General features: G+C 66.6%; 20 protein-coding genes. 18 read left to right on the forward strand and 2 right to left on the reverse strand.

Features of this window, described 5'->3' with window-relative positions; genetic code table 11:
* Positions 1-23: 23 nt before the first annotated feature.
* The 16 genes from oadA (at position 24) to ACAM26_RS09760 (ending at position 14,153) form a co-directional block, all read left to right on the forward strand.
* On the forward strand, positions 24-1,829 hold the full coding sequence (oadA, locus tag ACAM26_RS09685) for a sodium-extruding oxaloacetate decarboxylase subunit alpha (protein WP_123140758.1): 1,806 nt from the start codon (positions 24-26) through the stop codon (positions 1,827-1,829).
* A 10-nt stretch (positions 1,830-1,839) separates the two neighbouring features.
* Positions 1,840-2,976 (forward strand): sodium ion-translocating decarboxylase subunit beta, encoded by a 1,137-nt coding sequence (locus ACAM26_RS09690; RefSeq protein WP_062274423.1) that lies wholly within the window; start codon positions 1,840-1,842, stop codon positions 2,974-2,976.
* Positions 2,977-3,025: 49 nt separating this feature from the next.
* Entirely contained in the window at positions 3,026-3,595 is a 570-nt protein-coding gene (locus ACAM26_RS09695; RefSeq protein ID WP_369613517.1) for a YceD family protein, read from the forward strand.
* Between the two features lie 70 nt (positions 3,596-3,665).
* Positions 3,666-3,842, forward strand: a complete 177-nt coding sequence (rpmF, locus tag ACAM26_RS09700; RefSeq protein ID WP_005223716.1) for a 50S ribosomal protein L32 — start codon at positions 3,666-3,668, stop codon at positions 3,840-3,842.
* A 50-nt stretch (positions 3,843-3,892) separates the two neighbouring features.
* Positions 3,893-4,924, forward strand: a complete 1,032-nt coding sequence (gene plsX / locus ACAM26_RS09705) for a phosphate acyltransferase PlsX (protein WP_123140756.1) — start codon at positions 3,893-3,895, stop codon at positions 4,922-4,924.
* On the forward strand, positions 4,924-5,880 hold the full coding sequence (locus ACAM26_RS09710; protein ID WP_123140755.1) for a beta-ketoacyl-ACP synthase III: 957 nt from the start codon (positions 4,924-4,926) through the stop codon (positions 5,878-5,880). The genes plsX and ACAM26_RS09710 overlap by 1 nt, the downstream gene beginning before the upstream one ends.
* 27 nt (positions 5,881-5,907) lie before the next feature.
* Positions 5,908-6,852 carry an ACP S-malonyltransferase gene (gene fabD / locus ACAM26_RS09715; RefSeq protein ID WP_123140754.1) on the forward strand — a complete coding sequence of 315 codons (945 nt, stop codon included), beginning with the start codon at positions 5,908-5,910 and terminating at the stop codon, positions 6,850-6,852.
* A complete protein-coding gene (fabG, locus tag ACAM26_RS09720) occupies positions 6,845-7,585 on the forward strand; it encodes a 3-oxoacyl-ACP reductase FabG (RefSeq protein WP_123140753.1) in 741 nt (246 codons plus the stop codon). Before fabD ends, fabG begins: the two co-directional genes overlap by 8 nt.
* Before the next feature lie 154 nt (positions 7,586-7,739).
* Positions 7,740-7,976, forward strand: a complete 237-nt coding sequence (acpP, locus tag ACAM26_RS09725; protein ID WP_005223711.1) for an acyl carrier protein — start codon at positions 7,740-7,742, stop codon at positions 7,974-7,976.
* A gap of 99 nt (positions 7,977-8,075) precedes the next feature.
* Positions 8,076-9,314: a beta-ketoacyl-ACP synthase II gene (gene fabF, locus ACAM26_RS09730; RefSeq protein ID WP_123140752.1), complete on the forward strand. Its 1,239-nt coding sequence runs from the start codon at positions 8,076-8,078 to the stop codon at positions 9,312-9,314.
* Between the two features lie 77 nt (positions 9,315-9,391).
* Positions 9,392-10,264, forward strand: a complete 873-nt coding sequence (gene pabC, locus ACAM26_RS09735; RefSeq protein ID WP_123141859.1) for an aminodeoxychorismate lyase — start codon at positions 9,392-9,394, stop codon at positions 10,262-10,264.
* Positions 10,265-10,275: 11 nt separating this feature from the next.
* The gene (mltG, locus tag ACAM26_RS09740; protein WP_223805972.1) at positions 10,276-11,280 is read left to right on the forward strand and encodes an endolytic transglycosylase MltG; all 1,005 of its coding nucleotides are present in this window, start codon (positions 10,276-10,278) and stop codon (positions 11,278-11,280) included.
* Entirely contained in the window at positions 11,281-11,937 is a 657-nt protein-coding gene (gene tmk, locus ACAM26_RS09745) for a dTMP kinase (protein ID WP_132229519.1), read from the forward strand. It abuts the gene before it with no gap.
* Positions 11,934-12,950, forward strand: a complete 1,017-nt coding sequence (gene holB / locus ACAM26_RS09750; protein WP_234524527.1) for a DNA polymerase III subunit delta' — start codon at positions 11,934-11,936, stop codon at positions 12,948-12,950. The genes tmk and holB overlap by 4 nt, the downstream gene beginning before the upstream one ends.
* Positions 12,951-12,994: 44 nt before the next feature.
* A complete protein-coding gene (locus ACAM26_RS09755) occupies positions 12,995-13,366 on the forward strand; it encodes a PilZ domain-containing protein (RefSeq protein WP_082806048.1) in 372 nt (123 codons plus the stop codon).
* A gap of 10 nt (positions 13,367-13,376) precedes the next feature.
* Entirely contained in the window at positions 13,377-14,153 is a 777-nt protein-coding gene (locus ACAM26_RS09760; protein WP_062274392.1) for a TatD family hydrolase, read from the forward strand.
* A 4-nt stretch (positions 14,154-14,157) separates the two neighbouring features.
* Here the strand turns inward: ACAM26_RS09760 and pap are convergent, their stop codons facing one another.
* Together pap and ACAM26_RS09770 are read right to left on the reverse strand one after the other, a co-directional pair.
* Positions 14,158-15,738 (reverse strand): polyphosphate:AMP phosphotransferase, encoded by a 1,581-nt coding sequence (gene pap, locus ACAM26_RS09765; RefSeq protein ID WP_123140747.1) that lies wholly within the window; start codon positions 15,736-15,738, stop codon positions 14,158-14,160.
* Positions 15,739-15,814: 76 nt separating this feature from the next.
* Positions 15,815-16,297 (reverse strand): acyl-CoA thioesterase, encoded by a 483-nt coding sequence (locus tag ACAM26_RS09770; protein ID WP_005223702.1) that lies wholly within the window; start codon positions 16,295-16,297, stop codon positions 15,815-15,817.
* A gap of 89 nt (positions 16,298-16,386) precedes the next feature.
* On the opposite strand from ACAM26_RS09770, the gene cas6 reads away from it, so the two are divergent.
* A complete protein-coding gene (gene cas6 / locus ACAM26_RS09775) occupies positions 16,387-17,415 on the forward strand; it encodes a CRISPR system precrRNA processing endoribonuclease RAMP protein Cas6 (RefSeq protein ID WP_369613518.1) in 1,029 nt (342 codons plus the stop codon).
* A gap of 79 nt (positions 17,416-17,494) precedes the next feature.
* Positions 17,495-18,595, forward strand: coding sequence for a CRISPR-associated ring nuclease Csm6 (csm6, locus tag ACAM26_RS09780; protein WP_062274384.1), 1,101 nt, complete (start codon positions 17,495-17,497; stop codon positions 18,593-18,595).
* Positions 18,596-18,640: the final 45 nt, after the last annotated feature.

Raw genomic sequence — 18,640 nt, forward strand, 5'->3', positions numbered from 1 at the left:
AACTTCGAAATCGAACCTTCACCATGAACGATCCCAAGCCGCTCGGTATCACCGAGGTCGTCCTGCGCGACGCCCATCAGTCCCTGCTCGCTACTCGGCTGCGTCTTGAAGACATGCTGCCGATCGCGCCCAAGCTCGATCAGGTGGGCTACTGGTCCATGGAAAGCTGGGGCGGGGCGACCTTCGACGCCTGCATCCGTTATCTGGGCGAGGATCCGTGGGACCGTCTGCGCCAGCTCAAGGCGGCGATGCCGAACACCCCGCAGCAGATGCTGCTGCGCGGCCAGAACCTGCTGGGTTATCGGCACTATGCCGACGATGTGGTCGAGTCCTTCGTCGAGCGTGCCGCGACCAACGGTATCGATGTCTTCCGCGTGTTCGACGCGATGAACGACCTGCGCAACCTCGAGGCTGCGATCAAGGCCGTCCTCGCCACCGACAAGCACGCTCAGGGCACCATGTCCTATACCGTGAGCCCGGTGCACGACCTCGACTACTGGGTCGACATGGGTCGTCGTCTCGAGGACATGGGGTGTCACTCGATCTGCATCAAGGACATGGCCGGCCTGCTCAAGCCCTATGTCGCCGAGCAGCTGGTCACTCGCCTCAAGGAAAGCTGTTCGATCCCGATCGCGATGCAGAGCCATGCCACGACCGGCATGAGCACCAGCACCATCGTCAAGGCGGTCGAGGCCGGTATCGACATGGTCGACTCGGCCGTCTCCTCGATGAGCATGACCTACGGGCACTCGCCGACCGAGTCCGTGGTCGCCATCTTCGAGGACACCGATCGCGCCACCGGGCTGGATCTCAACCTGCTCGAGGAGATCGCCGCCTACTTCCGTGACGTTCGCAAGAAGTACTCCAAGTTCGAGGGTGCGCTCAAGGGTGTCGACTCGCGCATCCTGGTCGCCCAGGTGCCGGGCGGCATGCTCACCAACATGGAGAACCAGCTGCGCGAGCAGGGTGCGAGCGATCGTCTCGACGAGGTGCTGGTCGAGATCCCCAAGGTGCGCGAGGACCTCGGTTTCATCCCGCTGGTCACCCCGACCTCGCAGATCGTCGGCAGCCAGGCGGTGCTCAACGTGCTCATGGGTGAGCGCTACAAGAGCATCACCGCCGAGACCGCCGGCGTGTTGCGCGGTGAGTACGGTGCCACCCCCGCGCCGGTCGACGCCGCGCTGCAGCAGCGCGTGCTCGAAGAGGGTCAGACCCCGATCACCTGTCGCCCGGCCGACAACCTCTCCCCGGAGATGGAGTCGCTGACCGCGCAGCTCCAGGAGATCGCCGAGGAGCGTTCGCTGAGCCTGGCCGACGAGGTGGTCGACGATGTGCTCACCTACGCGCTCTTCCCCCAGGTCGGGCTGAAGTTCATCGAGAACCGCGACAACCCCTCGGCCTTCGAGCCGGCGCCCTGGACCGAGGCACCGGTCGCCGCTGCCGACAAGGCCGCACCTGCCGCTGCCGCGAGCGGCGCGGCGATGGCCGAGGCCTATCGTGTCGAGGTCGACGGTCACGCCTACAACGTCCGTGTCTCGCCCGAGGGTGCGGTCGAGATGATCGCCCCGGCTGCGGGTGCCGCCCCGGCCGCCGCCCCGGCGCCTGCTGCGGGTGCTGCGAGCGAGGTGCCCGCGCCGCTGGCCGGTACCGTGTTCAAGGTGCTGGTCAAGCCCGGTGATCAGGTCGCCTCCGGCGACGTGGTGATGATCCTCGAGGCGATGAAGATGGAGACCGAGGTGCGCTCGCCCGAGGGTGGAACCGTAGCTGCGGTCTGCGCCTCCGAGGGGGACGCGGTGCAGGTCGGTCAGGCCCTGCTGACCCTGAGCTGAGCGCGGACCCATGGAAAAGTTGTTGCTACTGTGGCAGTCCACCGGACTGGCCAATTTCACCTGGGGTCAGGCGCTGATGATCGGCGTCGGCGGTCTGCTGATCTATCTGGCGATCGCCAAGAAGTTCGAGCCGCTGCTGCTGCTGCCGATCGGCTTCGGCGCCATCCTCTGTAACACGCCGGTGGCCGGGATCGGTGGTCCCGACGGCATGGTGGGCATGATCTACCATGTCGGCATCGAGACCGGGATCTTCCCGCTGCTGATCTTCATGGGGGTCGGCGCGCTGACCGATTTCGGCGCCCTGATCGCGCGCCCCTCGACCCTGTTGTTGGGTGCCGCGGCGCAGTTCGGCATCTTCGCCACCCTGCTCGGGGCGCTGGCGCTGAACCTGATCCCCGGGTTCGACTTCAGCATGGCCGATGCTGCCTCGATCGCGATCATCGGTGGCGCCGACGGCCCGACGGCGATCTTCCTCGCCTCGCGCCTCTCGCCCGATCTGCTCGGCGCCATTGCCGTGGCCGCTTACTCCTACATGGCCCTGGTGCCGCTGATCCAGCCGCCGATCATGCGCGCGCTGACCAGCGAGTCCGAGCGTCAGGTCAAGATGGAGCAGCTGCGCCACGTCTCCAAGCTCGAGCGCATCCTCTTCCCGTTCGCGGTGCTGGTGCTGTGCGTGACCCTGCTGCCCTCGGCCGCACCGCTGATGGGCATGCTGATGTTCGGTAACCTGCTGCGTGAATCGGGTGTGGTCGATCGCCTCAGCCGCGCCGCGCAGAACGAGATCATCAATGTGGTCACCATCATGTTGGGTCTGGCCGTCGGCTCCAAGCTCTCGGCCGAGATGTTCCTCAACGTGCAGACGCTCGGCATCCTGTTGCTCGGCGCGCTGGCCTTCTGCATCGGTACCGCCACCGGTGTGATCATGGGCAAGATCATGTGCAAGGTCACCGGTGGCAAGGTCAATCCGCTGATCGGCGCCGCCGGCGTCTCGGCGGTGCCGATGGCCGCGCGCGTGGTCAACAAGGTCGGTCTCGAGTCGGATCATCACAACTTCCTGTTGATGCATGCGATGGGGCCGAACGTGGCCGGTGTCATCGGTTCGGCAGTGGCCGCCGGTATCCTGCTCGCGCTGGTGGGCGGTGGTTGATTCGTGGAAGTTGACGAAATCGCCAAAACTGGGTTAATTTGATTAGCTTATGTCAGCGTCGTTACCTGAGCGACTGGACCCATGGCGTGCCGCGCAGGCCGCGCGTGTCTTCACCGGCACGATCGAGCTTGCGCGGCTGCCGAGGCTTGCCGAGGCCGTCCTCGGTCTCGCCCCGCTTGCGCAGGGCAAGGCCGAGGTCTGTTACCGTCTCGCCTTCGAGCGTGATCCCCGGGGGCGCGTGCGTGTCTTCGGGGACGTCGATGCGGTGTTGCGGCTGCCCTGTCAGCGCTGTCTCGGCGAGGTCGCCGTTGCGGTGAGCGCGCCCTTGAGGCTGGCGCTGGTGCGCAGCGAGCAGCAGGCCGAGCAGCTCGACGAGACGCTCGACCCGGTGCTGGTCGAAGACGACGAGCCGGTGCAGCCGCTTGACTGGATCGAGGACGAGCTGCTGCTCGCGATCCCGGCGGTGCCGCGTCATGCGCCCGGTGAGTGTGAGGCGCCGGTTTCTACCGATGCCTCGCCGCCCGATTCCGAGCCGTTGTTGGAGACGACGCCGGAGCGAGACAACCCGTTCGCGATTCTGGCGAGTCTGAAGTCGCGCGGGCGCGACGACGAGGGCTGATGGTTTCGCAATTTCGATCAACGCGACGTCTCGTGCCAACGAGGCGTCAGATCCGTACCTGGAGATAACAATGGCAGTTCAGCAGAATCGCAAGACCCCTTCCAAGCGCGGCATGCGTCGCTCCCACGACGCCCTGAGCAAGCCGACGCTCTCGGTCGAGCCCTCGAGCGGCGAGACCCACCGTCGTCATCACGTCTCGGCCGACGGTTTCTATCGCGGCCGCAAGGTTGTGGACAAGTCTGAGTGATCCGGTCGGTCCGTTTCGGGTCACGGTCGCGACACGCGAGTCGAGCATCGATGGCACAACCCTGCACCATTGCACTGGACGCCATGGGCGGCGATCACGGCCCGAGTGTCGTGGTCCCGGCAGCGCTCAAGTATCTCGCGGACAACCCGCACGCCAATCTGATCCTGGTCGGCGACGAGCAGCGTCTTGAGGGCTATGTCGGCGGGGTGAGTCGCGAGCGCCTGCGGATCCATCACGCCTCCCAGGAGGTGGCGATGGATGAACTGCCATCGCGGGCGCTGCGCAGCAAGAAAGACTCGTCGATGCGCGTGGCCATCGACCTGGTGCGTGCCGGCGAGGCCGGTGCCTGTGTCAGCGCCGGTAATACCGGGGCGCTGATGGCGACCGCGCGGTTCGTCCTCAAGACCCTGCCGAGCATCGATCGACCGGCGATCAGCACCACGGTGCCCTCGCTGCACGGTCATACGCATATGCTCGATCTCGGCGCCAACGTCGATTGCTCCGGGGCCCATCTGTTCCAGTTCGCCGTCATGGGCAGCGAGCTGGCCGCCGTCGTCGATGGCATCGAGCAGCCCAAGGTCGCGCTGCTCAACATCGGCCAGGAAGAGATCAAGGGCAACGAGCAGGTCAAGCAGGCCCACGAGTTGCTGCTCAACAGCAGCCTCAACTATGTCGGCTATGTCGAGGGTGATGGCATCTACCTCGATGACGTCGACGTGGTCGTCTGCGATGGCTTCATCGGCAACGTCGCGCTCAAGTCGAGCGAAGGCGTGGCCAAGTTCGTGCGTCATTCGCTGCGTAAGCAGTTCAAGCGCAACTGGTTCAGCCAGCTTGCCGGACTGGCCGCGATGCCCATCCTCAAGCGTTTCAGCCGCGACATCGATCCGCGTCGCTACAATGGTGCCAGCCTGCTCGGACTGCGCGGTATCGTAATCAAGAGTCACGGCGGCGCCGATGAGATCGCGTTCGAAAACGCAATCTATATCGCCGAGAAGGAGATCCGCGAGGACATCCCCAAGCGGATCGGTGAACAGGTCGGGCGTCAGCTCGAGGGCAGCGGACAGTACAGGGAAACCGCCTGATGAAGTATTCCCGCATTCTCGGGACCGGGAGCTATCTGCCGGCCCGCGTCATGACCAACGCAGATCTCGAGGCTGTCGTCGATACCTCAGACTCCTGGATCCGGGAACGCACGGGAATCGAGAAACGTCACCTGGTCAGCGACGGGGAGAGCTGCTGCGATCTGGCCGAGCAGGCCGCGCGCAGGGCGCTGGAGGCGGCGGGCATCACCGCCTCCGACCTCGACCTGATCCTGGTGGCGACGACCACGCCCGACCAGTTCTTCCCGAGCACCGCGACCCTGCTGCAGCAGCGTCTCGATGTGCACGGCTGCCCGGCCTTCGACCTGCAGGCCGTGTGCGCCGGCTTCGTCTATGCAATGGACGTGGCCGACAAGTTCATCCGCACCGGCGCGGCCAAGCGCGCGCTGGTGGTCGGCGCCGAGACCTTCTCGCGCATCCTCGACTGGAACGACCGCACCACCTGCGTGCTGTTCGGCGACGGCGCGGGTGCGGTGGTGCTCGAGGCCGCCGACGAGCCTGGCATCCTCTCCACCCATCTTCACGCCGATGGCGCCTACAAGGACCTGTTGCAGGTCCCCGGTGGGCTCGGCAACGGTCACCCCGACGCCCGCTTCGTTCAGATGAAGGGCAACGAGGTGTTCCGCATCGCCGTCACCACCCTCGGGCGCATCGTCGAGGAGACCCTCGAGGCCGCAGGCCTCACCAAGTCGGACATCGACTGGCTGATCCCCCATCAGGCCAATATCCGTATCATCCAGGCGACCGCGCGCAAGCTCGATCTGCCGATGGAACGGGTGGTGGTGACCGTTGCCGAGCACGGCAACACCTCCTCGGCCTCCATCCCGCTGGCGCTCGATCAGGCGGTACGCGACGGGCGTATCCGTCGTGGCGAGACGCTGTTGATGGAGGCCTTCGGAGGCGGTTTCACCTGGGGCTCGGTCCTGGTCCGTTACTGATTTCCCTCTTGATCTTCCTGTATTGCGATGCCACAACAACTCGCCGTTTTCTTTCCCGGTCAGGGGTCGCAGGCGCTCGGCATGCTCGATGCCCTCGCCGCGACCTATCCCAGCGTTCGCCAGACCTTCGAGGAGGCCTCTGACGCCCTCGGTCAGGATCTCTGGCAACTGGTGAGCAGCGGTCCAGAGGACGCGCTCAACCGCACCGAGAACACCCAGCCCGCCATGCTCGCCGCCGGCATCGCCGTGTGGCGGGTGTGGCGTCAGGCCGGTGGTGCTCCCGCCACGGTCATGGCCGGGCACTCGCTGGGCGAATACAGCGCCCTGGTCGCCGCCGAGGCCCTGGGCTTCGCCGATGGCGTCCGTCTGGCCGCCGAGCGTGGCCGGCTGATGCAGGCGGCGGTGCCGCCGGGCGAAGGCTCGATGGCCGCGCTGCTCGGACTCGACGACGACACCGTGATCGCACTCTGCGCCGAGCAGGCCGGCGGCGAGGTGCTCGAGGCGGTCAACTTCAACTCCCCCGGACAGGTGGTCATCGCCGGCGCCAGCGCCGCGGTTGCGCGCGCGGTGGAGGCGGCCAAGGCCGCCGGCGCCAAGCGCGCGGTACAGCTGCCGGTGAGCGTGCCCTCGCACTGTGCGCTGATGCGTCCGGCCGCCGAGCAGCTCGCCGAGCGTCTCGCCGAACTCGATCTCTCGCTGCCCCAGGTGCCGGTGCTGCACAACGTCAACGTTGCCCCGGCCGCGGATGTCGCCGAGTTGCGCGATCTCCTGGTGCAGCAGCTCTATCGCCCGGTACGCTGGGTCGAGACGGTACGCAAGGTCGCCGGCGACGGGGTGCCGGCCGCCATCGAGTCGGGCCCGGGCAAGGTGCTGGCCGGACTCTGCAAGCGTATCGACAGGAACATGACGACGCTGCCGGTCTTCGACCCGAAGACCCTCGATGCGGCACTGGAGGCGACTGCCAATGCTTAAGGGTGAAATCGCGCTCGTTACGGGCGCCTCGCGTGGAATCGGTCGTGCCATCGCCATGGCGCTGGCCGAGCAGGGTGCGGCAGTGGCCGGCACCGCGACCAGCGAAGCCGGCGCCGCGGCGATCGAGCAGGCGTTCAAGGACGCCGGCCATCAGGGTATCGGTCTGGTGCTCAACGTCTCCGATGCGGAGTCGATCAGCAGCGCCCTGGCGACGCTCAACGAGCGTCTCGGTGCGCCCAGCATCCTGGTCAACAATGCCGGGATCACTCGCGACAACCTGCTGATGCGGATGAAGGACGAGGAGTGGGATTCGGTCATCGAGACCAACCTCACCTCGATCTATCGTCTGGTCAAGGCCTGCCTGCGTCCGATGACCAAGGCGCGCAAGGGGCGCATCATCAACATCGCTTCGGTGGTGGGGGCCAGCGGCAACGCCGGTCAGACCAACTATGCGGCGGCCAAGGCCGGGATGATGGGCTTCACCAAATCGCTCGCCCGCGAGGTCGGCGCCCGTGGCATCACTGTCAACTGCGTCGCCCCAGGCTTCATCGACACCGACATGACCCGGGTGCTGCCCGATGCCCAGCGCGATGCGCTGCTCGGCTCCATCCCGCTCGGTCGACTCGGTGCCCCTGAGGAGATCGCCGCGGCCGTGACCTTCCTCGCCTCTCCCGGCGGGGCCTATGTCACTGGCGAGACGCTGCATGTCAACGGTGGCATGCACATGGCGTGAAAATCTTTTCCTTGATTGATATAAATGACTTATATCAATCGGTTAGGGTTTTCACCTAAGGCTATTTATTGGCTTTCATCGACCCTCGTTTGTCACTAGAATACGGGCTGGCTCAGCGAGGGCCACTTTATTCATTCCGGAGGAATCTTTCATTATGAGCAGCGTTGAAGATCGAGTTCGCAAAATCGTCGTCGAGCAACTGGGTGTCAAAGAGGAAGAAGTGACCGCCGAGGCGTCCTTCGTCGACGATCTGGGCGCGGACTCCCTCGACACCGTGGAACTGGTCATGGCCCTCGAGGAGGAGTTCGAGACCGAGATTCCTGACGAAGACGCTGAGAAGATCACCACGGTCCAGCAGGCCATCAACTACATCAACGAGCACCAGGCCTGAGGCAGGGTTGCTGTCCGCGCGCAGTCGTCCGTCGGAGACGGACGCCGCACGCGGCTCGACCCGCCAAATCGTGGTGTACTGAACGAGAAGGGGTAAGCAATGGCAGGCAGAAGGGTAGTTGTCACTGGGTTGGGTCTGGTGGCGCCAGTTGGTCTGAACGTCAAGTCCGCTTGGGACAGCATCCTTGCCGGCAGGAGTGGGATCCAGCCGATCACGCACTTCGACATCGAACCGTTCAGCACCCGCTTCGGTGGGCCGATCTATGGCTTCGATCCCAGCGAGTACATCGCCGAGAAAGACGCCAAGAAGATGGACAAGTTCATCCACTACGGTGTCGCCGCGGGCTCTCAGGCCATTGCCGACTCCGGACTGGAGATCGATGAGTCGAACTGCCGCCGCATCGGCGTCGCCGTCGGCTCCGGCATCGGTGGCATCACCGGTATCGAGAACAACTACGAGGCCTATCGCTCCAAGGGGCCGCGTCGGATTTCTCCCTTCTTCGTTCCCGCCAACATCGTCAACATGGTGGCGGGCAATCTCTCGATCAAATTCGGCCTCAGGGGGCCGAACTACTCGATCGTCTCGGCCTGTGCGACCGGCACCCACAACATCGGTGAGGCCGCGCTGATGATCCGTCACGGCTATGTCGACGTGATGCTCGCCGGCGGCGCCGAGATGGCGACCTCGCCGGTCGGCCTCGGCGGCTTCGCCGCGGCGCGCGCACTCTCCACCCGCAACGACGATCCGGTCGGCGCCAGCCGTCCGTTCGACAAGGAGCGCGACGGCTTCGTGCTCAGCGACGGCGCCGGCGTGGTGGTGCTCGAGGAGTACGAGAGCGCCAAGGCCCGTGGCGCGCACATCTATGCCGAGCTGGTCGGTGTCGGCATGAACTCCGACGCCTACCACATGACCGCGCCCTTGACCGATGGCTCGGGTGCGGCCGACTGCATGCTGATGGCGCTCAACGATGCCGGCATCAGCCCGGATCAGGTCGACTACATCAACGCCCACGGCACCTCGACCGTGGCTGGCGACCGAGGCGAGACCCTCGCGGTCAAGCGTGCGCTCGGCGACCATGCCTACAAGACCATGGTCAGCTCCACCAAGTCGATGACCGGTCACATGCTGGGCGCCGCCGGTGGCGCCGAGGCGGTGTTCTCGGTGCTCGCGCTGCGCGATCAGGTCGCGCCGCCGACCATCAACTACAGCACCCCGGATCCGGAGTGCGACCTCGACTACGTGCCCAACACCGCACGCGAGTCGAAGCTCGACGTGGTGATGTCGAACTCCTTCGGTTTCGGCGGTACCAACGGCACCCTGGTGTTCCGTCGGGTCTGACCCCGCGTACCCATCGGGGACGGCGCCTCTCGCGCCGTGCCCCGGTGGGCGCTTCCCGCCGCTCCAGGAGTCGTGTGTTGAGCGATTCCAGCGTCTCCCCACAACCCACTCATGACACGCCGGGCGCCCCGCTGCGGGTGCTGCTCAACGGCTGTCCGCTGTCTGATCTGACGATCACCGATCGCGCCTTGCACTATGGTGACGGTCTGTTCGAGACCCTGCTGGTACGTGCCGGCCGGCCCTGTCAGTGGTCACGTCATCTCGCCCGACTCGCGCATGGCTGCGCGCGCCTGGGGCTCCCGCTCCCGCCTGCCGCCCAGCTCGAATCCGAGCTCGCGACGCTGCTCGATGGCGTCGAGGAGGGGGTGCTCAAGCTGATGCTCACGCGCGGCAGCGGTGGACGTGGCTACCGGCCGCCGATGCGGCCCGAGCCCCGGCGGATCCTGCTGCTCTATCCACGCCCGCCGGGGCCGGACTGGCGACGGGGCGTGGCGGTGCGCTACTGTCGTACGCCGGTCTCGGTGAATCCGGCGCTGGCCGGGCTCAAGCACCTCAACCGGCTCGATGCGGTGCTGGCACGGCGCGAGTGGGACGATGGCGCCATCGCCGAGGGCTTGATGCAGACCCCGGATGGCGCCATCTGCGGGGGCACCATGAGCAACCTGTTCCTGTGGGACGGTGCGCGGCTCTACACCCCGGCGCTCGATCAGGCCGGTATCACCGGCACGGTGCGCGAACTGGTGCGAGAGCTGGCTGCCGAGGCCGGCATCGGTTGTGAGGTGCGCCGCCTGAACGGCGATGACCTCGAGCGCGCCCGCGCGCTCTTTCTCACCAACGCGGTGATCGCTGTCTGGCCGGTGGCCAGGCTCGAAGCGCGGCGCTTCGACCTCGACGATCAGCCCTGGGACCTCTTGCACGCGGTGCGGGCCGCCTCGCACACGCCTGGATGACGACTCACCGAATGACCCTGCTGCGAATCCTCCTGATCCTGCTCATTGCCCTGGGTGTGCTCGGCGCCGGGTTGTGGGTCGACTACCAGCGTTTCGAGACGACGCCGATCGCGCTCGATCGTGAATCCATCGTCTTCGACATCCCGACCGGCAGTTCGCTCGGCCAGATCGCCGAGCGGCTCACCGAGCGCGGCATCATCCCGCATCCTTACTACTTCATCGCGCTGGCCTACCGGCGTGGCGACCAGACGCGCATCAAGGCCGGCGAGTACACCCTCACCGCCGCGATGACACCGGTCGAGGTGCTCGATCACGTGGTGCGTGGCAAGGTGGTGCAGTATCCGATCACCCTGGTCAATGGCTGGACCTTCCGTCGCGCGGTCGAGGCGATCGACGCCCATCCGCACTTCGGCGGCGAGGGGCTGGCCGCGCTCAGCGATGCCGAGCTGATGGCCCGGCTCGGCCATCCCGGCGAGCACCCGGAGGGGCGCTTCTTCCCCGATACCTATGCCTTCCCGCGCGGCACCAGCGGGATCGACGTCTTGCGTCGTGCGATGCAGCGGATGAAGCTGGTGCTCGCCGAGGAGTGGGCCGGTCGCGCCGAGGACCTGCCCGTCGAGACCCCCTACGAGGCGCTGATCCTCGCCTCCATCGTCGAGAAGGAGACCGCCGCGACCCATGAGCGGGCCAAGATCGCCGGGGTCTTCGTGCGACGGCTGCGCATGGGGATGCGGCTGCAGACCGATCCGACCGTCATCTACGGCATGGGTGAGCGCTACGAGGGCGATATCCGCCGCTCCGACCTGCGCGAGGCGACCGCCTACAACACCTATGTGATCGACGGTCTGCCGCCGACGCCGATCTCGCTGCCCGGTCGCGGCACCATCCATGCGGTGTTGCACCCGGCCGACGGCGACGCCCTGTTCTTCGTCTCCAAGGGCGACGGCACCCACCAGTTCTCGGCCACCTATGCCGAGCACAAGCGCGCGGTGCGTCGCTATATCCTGGGAAAATAGATGTCTGCATCAACCGAAGCTGGTCGTTTCATCACCCTCGAGGGGATCGAGGGCGCGGGCAAGAGTACCCAGGTCGAGCGTCTCGCCGGGGCGCTGCGAGCCCAGGGGCGGCGCGTCATCACCACCCGTGAGCCGGGTGGGGCGCCGATCGCCGAGCACATCCGCGAACTGTTGCTCGATCCCGAGCACGGCGCCATGTGCGAGACCGCCGAGCTGCTGCTGATGTTCGCCGCCCGCGCCGAACATCTCGACAAGACCATCCGCCCGGCGCTCGAGACCGGCGTGTGGGTGATCTGCGATCGCTTCACCGACGCCACCTACGCCTATCAGGGTGGGGGGCGCGGGCTCGACGTCGCCCCCATCGCTACCCTCGAGCGGCTGGTGCAGGGGGCGCTGCGCCCGGATCTGACCCTGGTGTTCGATCTGCCGCCGGCACAGGGGCTGGCGCGTGCCCGCGCCCGTGCCGGTGCGACAGATCGCTTCGAGCGCGAGACCCTGCGTTTCTTCGAGGCCGTGCGCTCGGTCTATCTGACGCGGGCGGCGACCATGCCGGAGCGCTATCGGGTGATCGATGCCGCCGCACCGCTGGAGTCGGTCAGCGCCGAGATCGAGCGTCTCGCCGTGGAGCTGCACGAGACGCTCGGGGCCGGACGATGAGCCAGGGGCGCGATCGACTGCCGTCCTGGCTCGCCGCGCCCTGGGCGCGGCTGCAACAGGCGCGCGCCGCCGATCGGCTGCCGCACGCGCTGTTGCTGAGCGGACCGGCCGGGGTCGGCAAGCGTGCTCTGCTCGAACGCTTCGCCCGTGCGCTGCTCTGCGCCGCACCCGACACCGAGGGGCAGGCCTGCGGGCGCTGTGCGGAGTGTGTGCTGCTCGCCGCCGGCAATCATCCTGACCTGGTGCGTGTCGGTCCCGACCCCGAGAGCAAGTCCGGTGACATCCCGATCGCCGCGATCCGTACCCTCTGCGCCGGTGAGGCGCTGACCCCGAGCCGGGTCGCGCGGCGGGTGGTGCTGATCGATCCCGCCGATCATCTCAACGCAGCGGCGGCCAACGCGCTCCTCAAGACCCTGGAGGAGCCGGTCGGGCGCACCCTGCTGTGTCTGGTTGCCGAGCACCCGGAGCGACTGCCGGCGACCATCCGCAGCCGTTGTCAGCAGCTGCGTATCGCGTTGCCTGCGGAGGCCGAGGCGCTCGCTTGGCTGCGTGGTCGTCTGCCCGATGAGCAGGCCGCGCTGGCGTTGCGTCTGGCCCACGGCGCGCCGCTGGCCGCGCTCGACCGGCTCGACCCCGAGCGCCTGGAGGCGCGTGCGCAGCGGCTCCAGGGGTTCATCGCGCTGGCCCGGGGGGAGCGCGCGCCGCTCGCAGAGGCGGCGGCTTGGAACAAGCTCGGCGCCGCGTTACTCTTGGAGTGGATGGCCGGCTGGCTCTGCGACCTGCTGCGCCTGGGCGCGAGCGCGACGCCGCCCCGGCTCGACAACCCCGATCAGCGCGAGGCGCTCGCCGCGCTCGCCTCACGGCTCGATCCGGTGGCCGCGCATCGTTTCTTCAGGCGGGTGCTCGAGGCCCGCACCCAGTGCGAGGGCAGCGTCAACGCCCAACTGTTGCTGGAGTCGCTGGCCATCGAATGGCGCGAGCTGGCCGTGTCCGGCCGAGCCGCGTCGGCGTGATCTCGCGTGGCGTCCGCACGCATCCACCCCGAGGGTCCCGATCGATGAGTTCACCGACCAACTCGCTGGGCGCGCTGGGCGGCCAGCAGCGCATCCTCAACTTCGCCATCCGCGACAAGAGCGCGCTCTACGCCTCCTACATGCCCTACATCAAGAACGGCGGGTTGTTCATCCCCACCACCAAGCGTTATCAGCTCGACGACGAGATCTTTCTGTTGCTGCAGCTGATGGAGGAGACCGACCGCATCCCGGTGGCCGGTCGGGTGGTGTGGATCACCCCGCCCGGCGCCGAGGGCAACCGCTCGGTCGGCGTCGGGGTGCAGTTCAGCGATCAGGACAAGGGCGCGGCGCGGCGCAAGATCGAAGAATATCTGGCGGGCATGCTCAACTCCGAGCGTCCCACCCACACCATGTAGGCTGTTTTTGATGCTGGTTGATTCACACTGCCACCTCGACCGGGTGGACCTCACCCCCCATGGCGGCGACTTCGCCGCGCTGATCGCGGCGACCCGCGCCGCGGGCGTCACCCATCTGATGAGCATCGGCATCGATCTGGAGCACTATCCGGCGATGCGCGCGCTGATCGAGCCCTATCCCGAGGTCTTCTGTTCGGTCGGCGTCCACCCCAACGAGAACGAGGGCGAGGACCCCGACGTGGCGCGCCTGCTCGCGCTCGCCGACGATCCCCGGGTGCGCGCCATCGGTGAGACCGGGCTCGACTACTACCGTGGCGCCGAGGACGCCGAGCGCCAGCAGCGCCGTTTCCGCACCCATATCGCCGCCGCGCGCGCCTGCGCCAAGCCGCTGGTGATCCACACCCGTCAGGCCCGCGCCGATACCCTGCAAATCCTGGAGGAGGCGGGCGCGGGCGAGGTCGGCGGCGTGGTGCACTGCTTCACCGAGGACTGGGAGACGGCGCGCCGTGCCCTCGAACTCGGCTTCCACATCGGCTTCTCCGGGATCGTCACCTTCAAGAACGCCGCCGAGCTGCGCGAGGTCGCCCGCCAGGTCCCGGACGAGCGCCTGCTGATCGAGACCGACGCCCCCTATCTCGCCCCGGTGCCGCATCGCGGCAAGTCCAACCAGCCGGCCTGGGTCGCCCACGTGGCCGAGTGCCTGGCCGAGGTGCGCGGCTCGACCCCGGAGGCGATCGCCGCGCTCACCCGCGACAACGCGCTGCGTCTGTTCGACCTGCCCGGCTGAATCCTCACTTGTCCTTCTTGCCCGCGGTCGCCGTCTCGGCTGGCTGCGGGCGACGCTCGCCGCAGGGCAGATAACCCGCCGGCGGTGGCTGCTCGCCCTCGAGCGCCTCGGTCAGTGCCGCGCAGATAGTGCGCAGCACCTTGATCCGCGCATAGGGCTTGTCGTTGCCCTCGACCAGGGTCCAGGCGGCGTGGCGGGTGCTGGTGCGCACCACCATCTCGTTGATCGCCTCCTTGTACTGCGGCCACTTCTCGCGGTTGCGCCAGTCCTCGTCGGTGATCTTGTAGCGCTTGTAGGGCACGTTCTCGCGGTCCTTGAAACGCTTGAGCTGCTCGTCCTGGCTGATGTGCAGCCAGAACTTCAGCAGGATCACCCCGCTGTCGACCAGCTGCTCCTCGAAGCGGTTGATCTCGGAGTAGGCGCGGCGCCACTCGGCGTCGGTGGCGAAACCCTCGACGCGCTCGACCAGCACCCGCCCGTACCAGGAGCGGTCGTAGAGGGTGATATAGCCGGCGCGCGGGATCTGGCGCCAGAAGCGCCACAGATAGTGGTGCGCCTTCTCCTCGTCGCTCGGCGCCGCCACCGGGATGGCGCGATAGAGCCGGGCGTCGATGGCGTTGGTGATGCGACGGATGGCGCCGCCCTTGCCGCCGGCGTCCACCCCCTCGAACACCAGCACCGTCGAGCGCTTCTGGGTGTAGGCGCGCCAGGCCAGCTCATTGATCTCGTTCTGCAGCCGCTTGAGCTCGGCCTTGTAGGGGTCGCGCTCGAGCGCGAGCGAGAGATCGAGCTGATCGAGCAGGGTGATCTGCGCCTGCTCGCCGGCCGGCAGCTCCGGGCTGCCGATGCCCGAGACCGGCTCGTCGGTGGGGCCGGCGGCGGCCAGGCGCGCGCGCATCGCATGGAGCAGGGTCTTGCCGACGGTGAGGTCGCGATAGCGGCGGTTGCCGGCCTCGATCAGATACCAGGGCGAGACGCCGCGATCGGTGTGCATGATCACCCGCTCGGCGACCTCCTCGAAGGCGGCGTACTGCTCGGAGAACTTGCTCTTGTCCGGGAGCATCTTCCAGCGGCTCTTGTCGTCGCGCGAGAGTTCCTTGAGCCGCGCCTTCTGGTCGGACTCCGACATGTGGAACCAGAACTTGACGATCAGCGTCCCGTCCTGGATCAGCATCCGCTCGAAGTCGACGATGCGGTTGAGCTCGGCGTCGAGCTCGGCATCACCGCAGTGATCGCGGAAGCGGTGCTCGATCGGCGTCTGATACCAGCCGCCGAACAGGATCGCCATCTCGCCGCGCCCCGGCAGCGCCCGCCAGAACCGCCAGTAGCGCGGGCGCTCGCGCTCCTCGTCGGACTCGTCCCAGAAGGCGAAGGTCTGCACCCCGCGGGTGTCGAGCCACTCGTTGAGCCGATTGACCACCTCGCCCTTGCCCGCCGCCTCGATCCCCGAGATCAGCACCACCACCGGCACCTGCGCGGCCTTCAGCTCGCGCTGCGCGGCCAGCAGGTCGGTGCGCAGCTGTGTCTGCTGCTCCTTGAAGTCCTGCTTGCTCACCGAGCGGCCGACCTTGGTTGCTTCGAACATGGTGCGAATCCTCGTGTTGCGGGGTGGGGCGACAAGATGTCGCGGCAGGGTGGTCGGGCGTGCGCCCGGGACGGCGCTAGTCGCTCAGCGCCGGCGGTGGCGTGATCCGGCGCGGTCGGCCATCGTCGTCCACCGCGACATAGGTGATCGCCGCGGCGGCGACCTGGTGGCGACTGGCCGGGTCGGGCTCGCGCTGTGCCCAGATCTGCACCTCGACCGTCACCGAGCTGTTGCCGAGACGCTGCATCCGCGCGAACAGATCGACCAGATCACCGACCAGCACCGGGGCGAGGAAGCGGAACTCCTTGACCGCCACCGTCGCCACCCGACCCTGCGCCACCTGGATCGCCACCGTGCTCCCGGCCAGATCCGCCTGCGCCATCAGCCAGCCGCCGAAGATGTCGCCATAGGCGTTGGTGTCGCTCGGCATCGCCACCACGCGGGTGCCGAGGTGCCAGAGACGCGGGTCGCTCACCGGCGCCGCGGTCGGATCGCTCGGCACCACGCAGGCGTCGGAAGAGGTGGGGGTGGGTTGGCTGGATTCGAGAGTCGAAGACATGGATTGCTTGAATGGTTGGTCAAAAAGGTTGTCGCCGATCTTCGCACAATCGGACGGGGTCTGATACCGCAAGGCGTGGATTGTGGCGATTGGGATATGGTGTCGAAATCGTTTACATTAGGGACACTGAGTGTGTCGTAGAAATGGATATCCTGTCCCCGATGTCGAGTCTGGCCTTTCCCGCGCTGATGCGGTTGCGTTTCTGCTTGCGCGCACTCGACACCATCCAGTTGCCGGCCTATGCCGGATCCACCTGGCGCGGGCTGCTCGGTCACGGTCTGCGAGGCAGCGTTTGCGTGACGGGTGCGCCGAGTTGCGATGGCTGTCTGCTGTCGGGGACCTGTGTCTATTCTACGCTCTTCGAGATTCCCGCCGGCGCTCCGGCGAATACTCCACATCCCTTCCTCCTCGAACTCGATCCCGAGGCACCGAGCCGTTTGGTTCCCGGGGAGGAATATGCGCTTGGGATAACCCTGGTCGGATCGGCGATCACCCAGGCGCCCTATCTGATCCATGCGCTGACCCAGGCCGGTGAGCAGGGGGCCGGGGCGAGCCGCGGACGCTTCTCGTTGGTTCGGGTCGAGGCCGAGCCCCGGCTCGGCAGTGATGTCTGGACGACCCTCCATGTCCCCGGGCGAATGCCCTATCAAGCACCGTCGGTTGGCGAGCCCGACCCACCCCCTGCACCGTTGGGGACGGATGTCCTTCGTCTGCACCTACTCACGCCGCTGCGCATCAAGCGAGCCGGTCGTCTCGTCGGTGCCCGCGAGTTCGTGGTCGATGATCTGCTCAAGGCCCTGCAGCGACGGCTCCACGCACTGGCCATCACCCATGACGTGGATCTCGGTCATCACATTGCCCATTACCCGCAGCCAGGCCCGGCAACAGTGCGACTAAGCGCGTCACGGCTGCGCTGGTTCGACTGGACGCGCTACTCCTCGCGTCAGCATCGTCAGATGCAATTCGGTGGACTGCTCGGTGAGCTGGAGCTCGAGGGGGAGGGACTCGAGACCTTGTGGCCTTCTCTCTGGTTGGGGCAGTGGACCCATCTCGGCAAGGCCAGCGCCTTTGGTCTCGGGGCCTACGGGGTCATGACGGGTGTCGTCAAAAGCTTTTGAAGCGAGACAAACAGGGCGAATCTGCGGATTATGAATGGCGGCTAGATCGCCGAGTTATATACAGCAAGGATTGGATTTGATGGAGCCCTGCAAGTTTCCCCGCCGGATCATGATCGCAGTCACCGGGTTGTCGCCCCAGGTCGTGACCGAGACCCTGTTCGGACTGGCGGTTCGCGAACCCGACCCCTGGATCCCGACCGAGGTCCACATCATCACCACCCTGGAAGGCGCGGAGCGGGCGCGGATGAGTCTGCTGTCGCCCGATGGTGGCTGGTTCCAGCGGTTACGTCACGATTACGACCTACCCGAGATCTGCTTCGACGAGAATTTCATCCATGTGTTGAAGGATGCCGATGGCGAGGCGCTGTCGGATATCCGCACCGAGGCTGACAGCCTTGCCGCCGCAGACCAGATCTGCGCCATGATCCGCGGCTTTTGCGCCGACGATGACAGCGCTGTGCATGTCTCGATCGCTGGTGGTCGCAAGACCATGGGGTACTACATCGGGTACGCTCTCGGGTTGTTCGGACGCCCCCAGGACAAACTGTCTCACGTGCTGGTGTCTGAACCCTTCGAGTCGACTTGGGACTTCTTCTACCCGACCCCGACGAGCCGGATGCTGGTGACGCGTGACAACAAGATGGTCGATGCCTGCGATGCCCGGGTGACCTTGGCCGAGATCCCCTTCCTGCGTGTGCGAGACACCTTGCCGAAGCGGCTGGTGCATGGCGTGACGAGCTTCGGTGAATATGTCGAGGCAGCGCAGCGATCGGTCGAACCGCCCAACCTGCGAATCCATGTTCGGGACCGTCTCGTCTATGCCGCAGGAGAAGTCGTGCCGATGCCTCCGGCGCAGTTCGCCTTCTATCTGATGATGGTCGAGCGGCGGATGGCCGGGCTGAACAGTGTGCGCTGGAGCGATCGTGACGTCTCTGACCACTTCCTCTCGATCTATCGACGTATTGCCGATGAGGGCGGTGTCGAGCGGGTCGAGGCCGCACTCAAGCAGGGTATGACCAAGGAGTATTTCGATCAGCGCAAGACCCTGACCAATGCCATGTTGTTCGAGGTGCTCGGGCCGCAGCTCTGCAAACCCTACTCCATTCATCGTGAGGGCACCCGACCGCGCTCGCGGTTCGGTTTGACGATCGACCCTGAGGCCATTTATCTCGGGCCCTGATGGTCGCCGTCGTCGTGCCCGGGATCGAGTACTCCAGGGCGCTCC

The organism is Marichromatium sp. PS1, from assembly GCF_041155115.1.
GTDB lineage: Bacteria > Pseudomonadota > Gammaproteobacteria > Chromatiales > Chromatiaceae > Marichromatium > Marichromatium gracile.

Excerpts from the sequence above, each read along its gene's own strand:
- oadA (WP_123140758.1), top strand. The coding sequence starts at position 24 with ATGAACGATCCCAAGCCGCTCGGTATCACCGAGGTCGTCCTGCGCGAC.
- ACAM26_RS09690 (WP_062274423.1), top strand. The coding sequence starts at position 1,840 with ATGGAAAAGTTGTTGCTACTGTGGCAGTCCACCGGACTGGCCAATTTC.
- ACAM26_RS09695 (WP_369613517.1), top strand. The coding sequence starts at position 3,026 with ATGTCAGCGTCGTTACCTGAGCGACTGGACCCATGGCGTGCCGCGCAG.
- rpmF (WP_005223716.1), top strand. The coding sequence starts at position 3,666 with ATGGCAGTTCAGCAGAATCGCAAGACCCCTTCCAAGCGCGGCATGCGT.
- plsX (WP_123140756.1), top strand. The coding sequence starts at position 3,893 with ATGGCACAACCCTGCACCATTGCACTGGACGCCATGGGCGGCGATCAC.
- ACAM26_RS09710 (WP_123140755.1), top strand. The coding sequence starts at position 4,924 with ATGAAGTATTCCCGCATTCTCGGGACCGGGAGCTATCTGCCGGCCCGC.
- fabD (WP_123140754.1), top strand. The coding sequence starts at position 5,908 with ATGCCACAACAACTCGCCGTTTTCTTTCCCGGTCAGGGGTCGCAGGCG.
- fabG (WP_123140753.1), top strand. The coding sequence starts at position 6,845 with ATGCTTAAGGGTGAAATCGCGCTCGTTACGGGCGCCTCGCGTGGAATC.
- acpP (WP_005223711.1), top strand. The coding sequence starts at position 7,740 with ATGAGCAGCGTTGAAGATCGAGTTCGCAAAATCGTCGTCGAGCAACTG.
- fabF (WP_123140752.1), top strand. The coding sequence starts at position 8,076 with ATGGCAGGCAGAAGGGTAGTTGTCACTGGGTTGGGTCTGGTGGCGCCA.
- mltG (WP_223805972.1), top strand. The coding sequence starts at position 10,276 with ATGACCCTGCTGCGAATCCTCCTGATCCTGCTCATTGCCCTGGGTGTG.
- tmk (WP_132229519.1), top strand. The coding sequence starts at position 11,281 with ATGTCTGCATCAACCGAAGCTGGTCGTTTCATCACCCTCGAGGGGATC.
- holB (WP_234524527.1), top strand. The coding sequence starts at position 11,934 with ATGAGCCAGGGGCGCGATCGACTGCCGTCCTGGCTCGCCGCGCCCTGG.
- ACAM26_RS09755 (WP_082806048.1), top strand. The coding sequence starts at position 12,995 with ATGAGTTCACCGACCAACTCGCTGGGCGCGCTGGGCGGCCAGCAGCGC.
- ACAM26_RS09760 (WP_062274392.1), top strand. The coding sequence starts at position 13,377 with ATGCTGGTTGATTCACACTGCCACCTCGACCGGGTGGACCTCACCCCC.
- pap (WP_123140747.1), bottom strand. The coding sequence starts at position 15,738 with ATGTTCGAAGCAACCAAGGTCGGCCGCTCGGTGAGCAAGCAGGACTTC.
- ACAM26_RS09770 (WP_005223702.1), bottom strand. The coding sequence starts at position 16,297 with ATGTCTTCGACTCTCGAATCCAGCCAACCCACCCCCACCTCTTCCGAC.
- csm6 (WP_062274384.1), top strand. The coding sequence starts at position 17,495 with ATGGAGCCCTGCAAGTTTCCCCGCCGGATCATGATCGCAGTCACCGGG.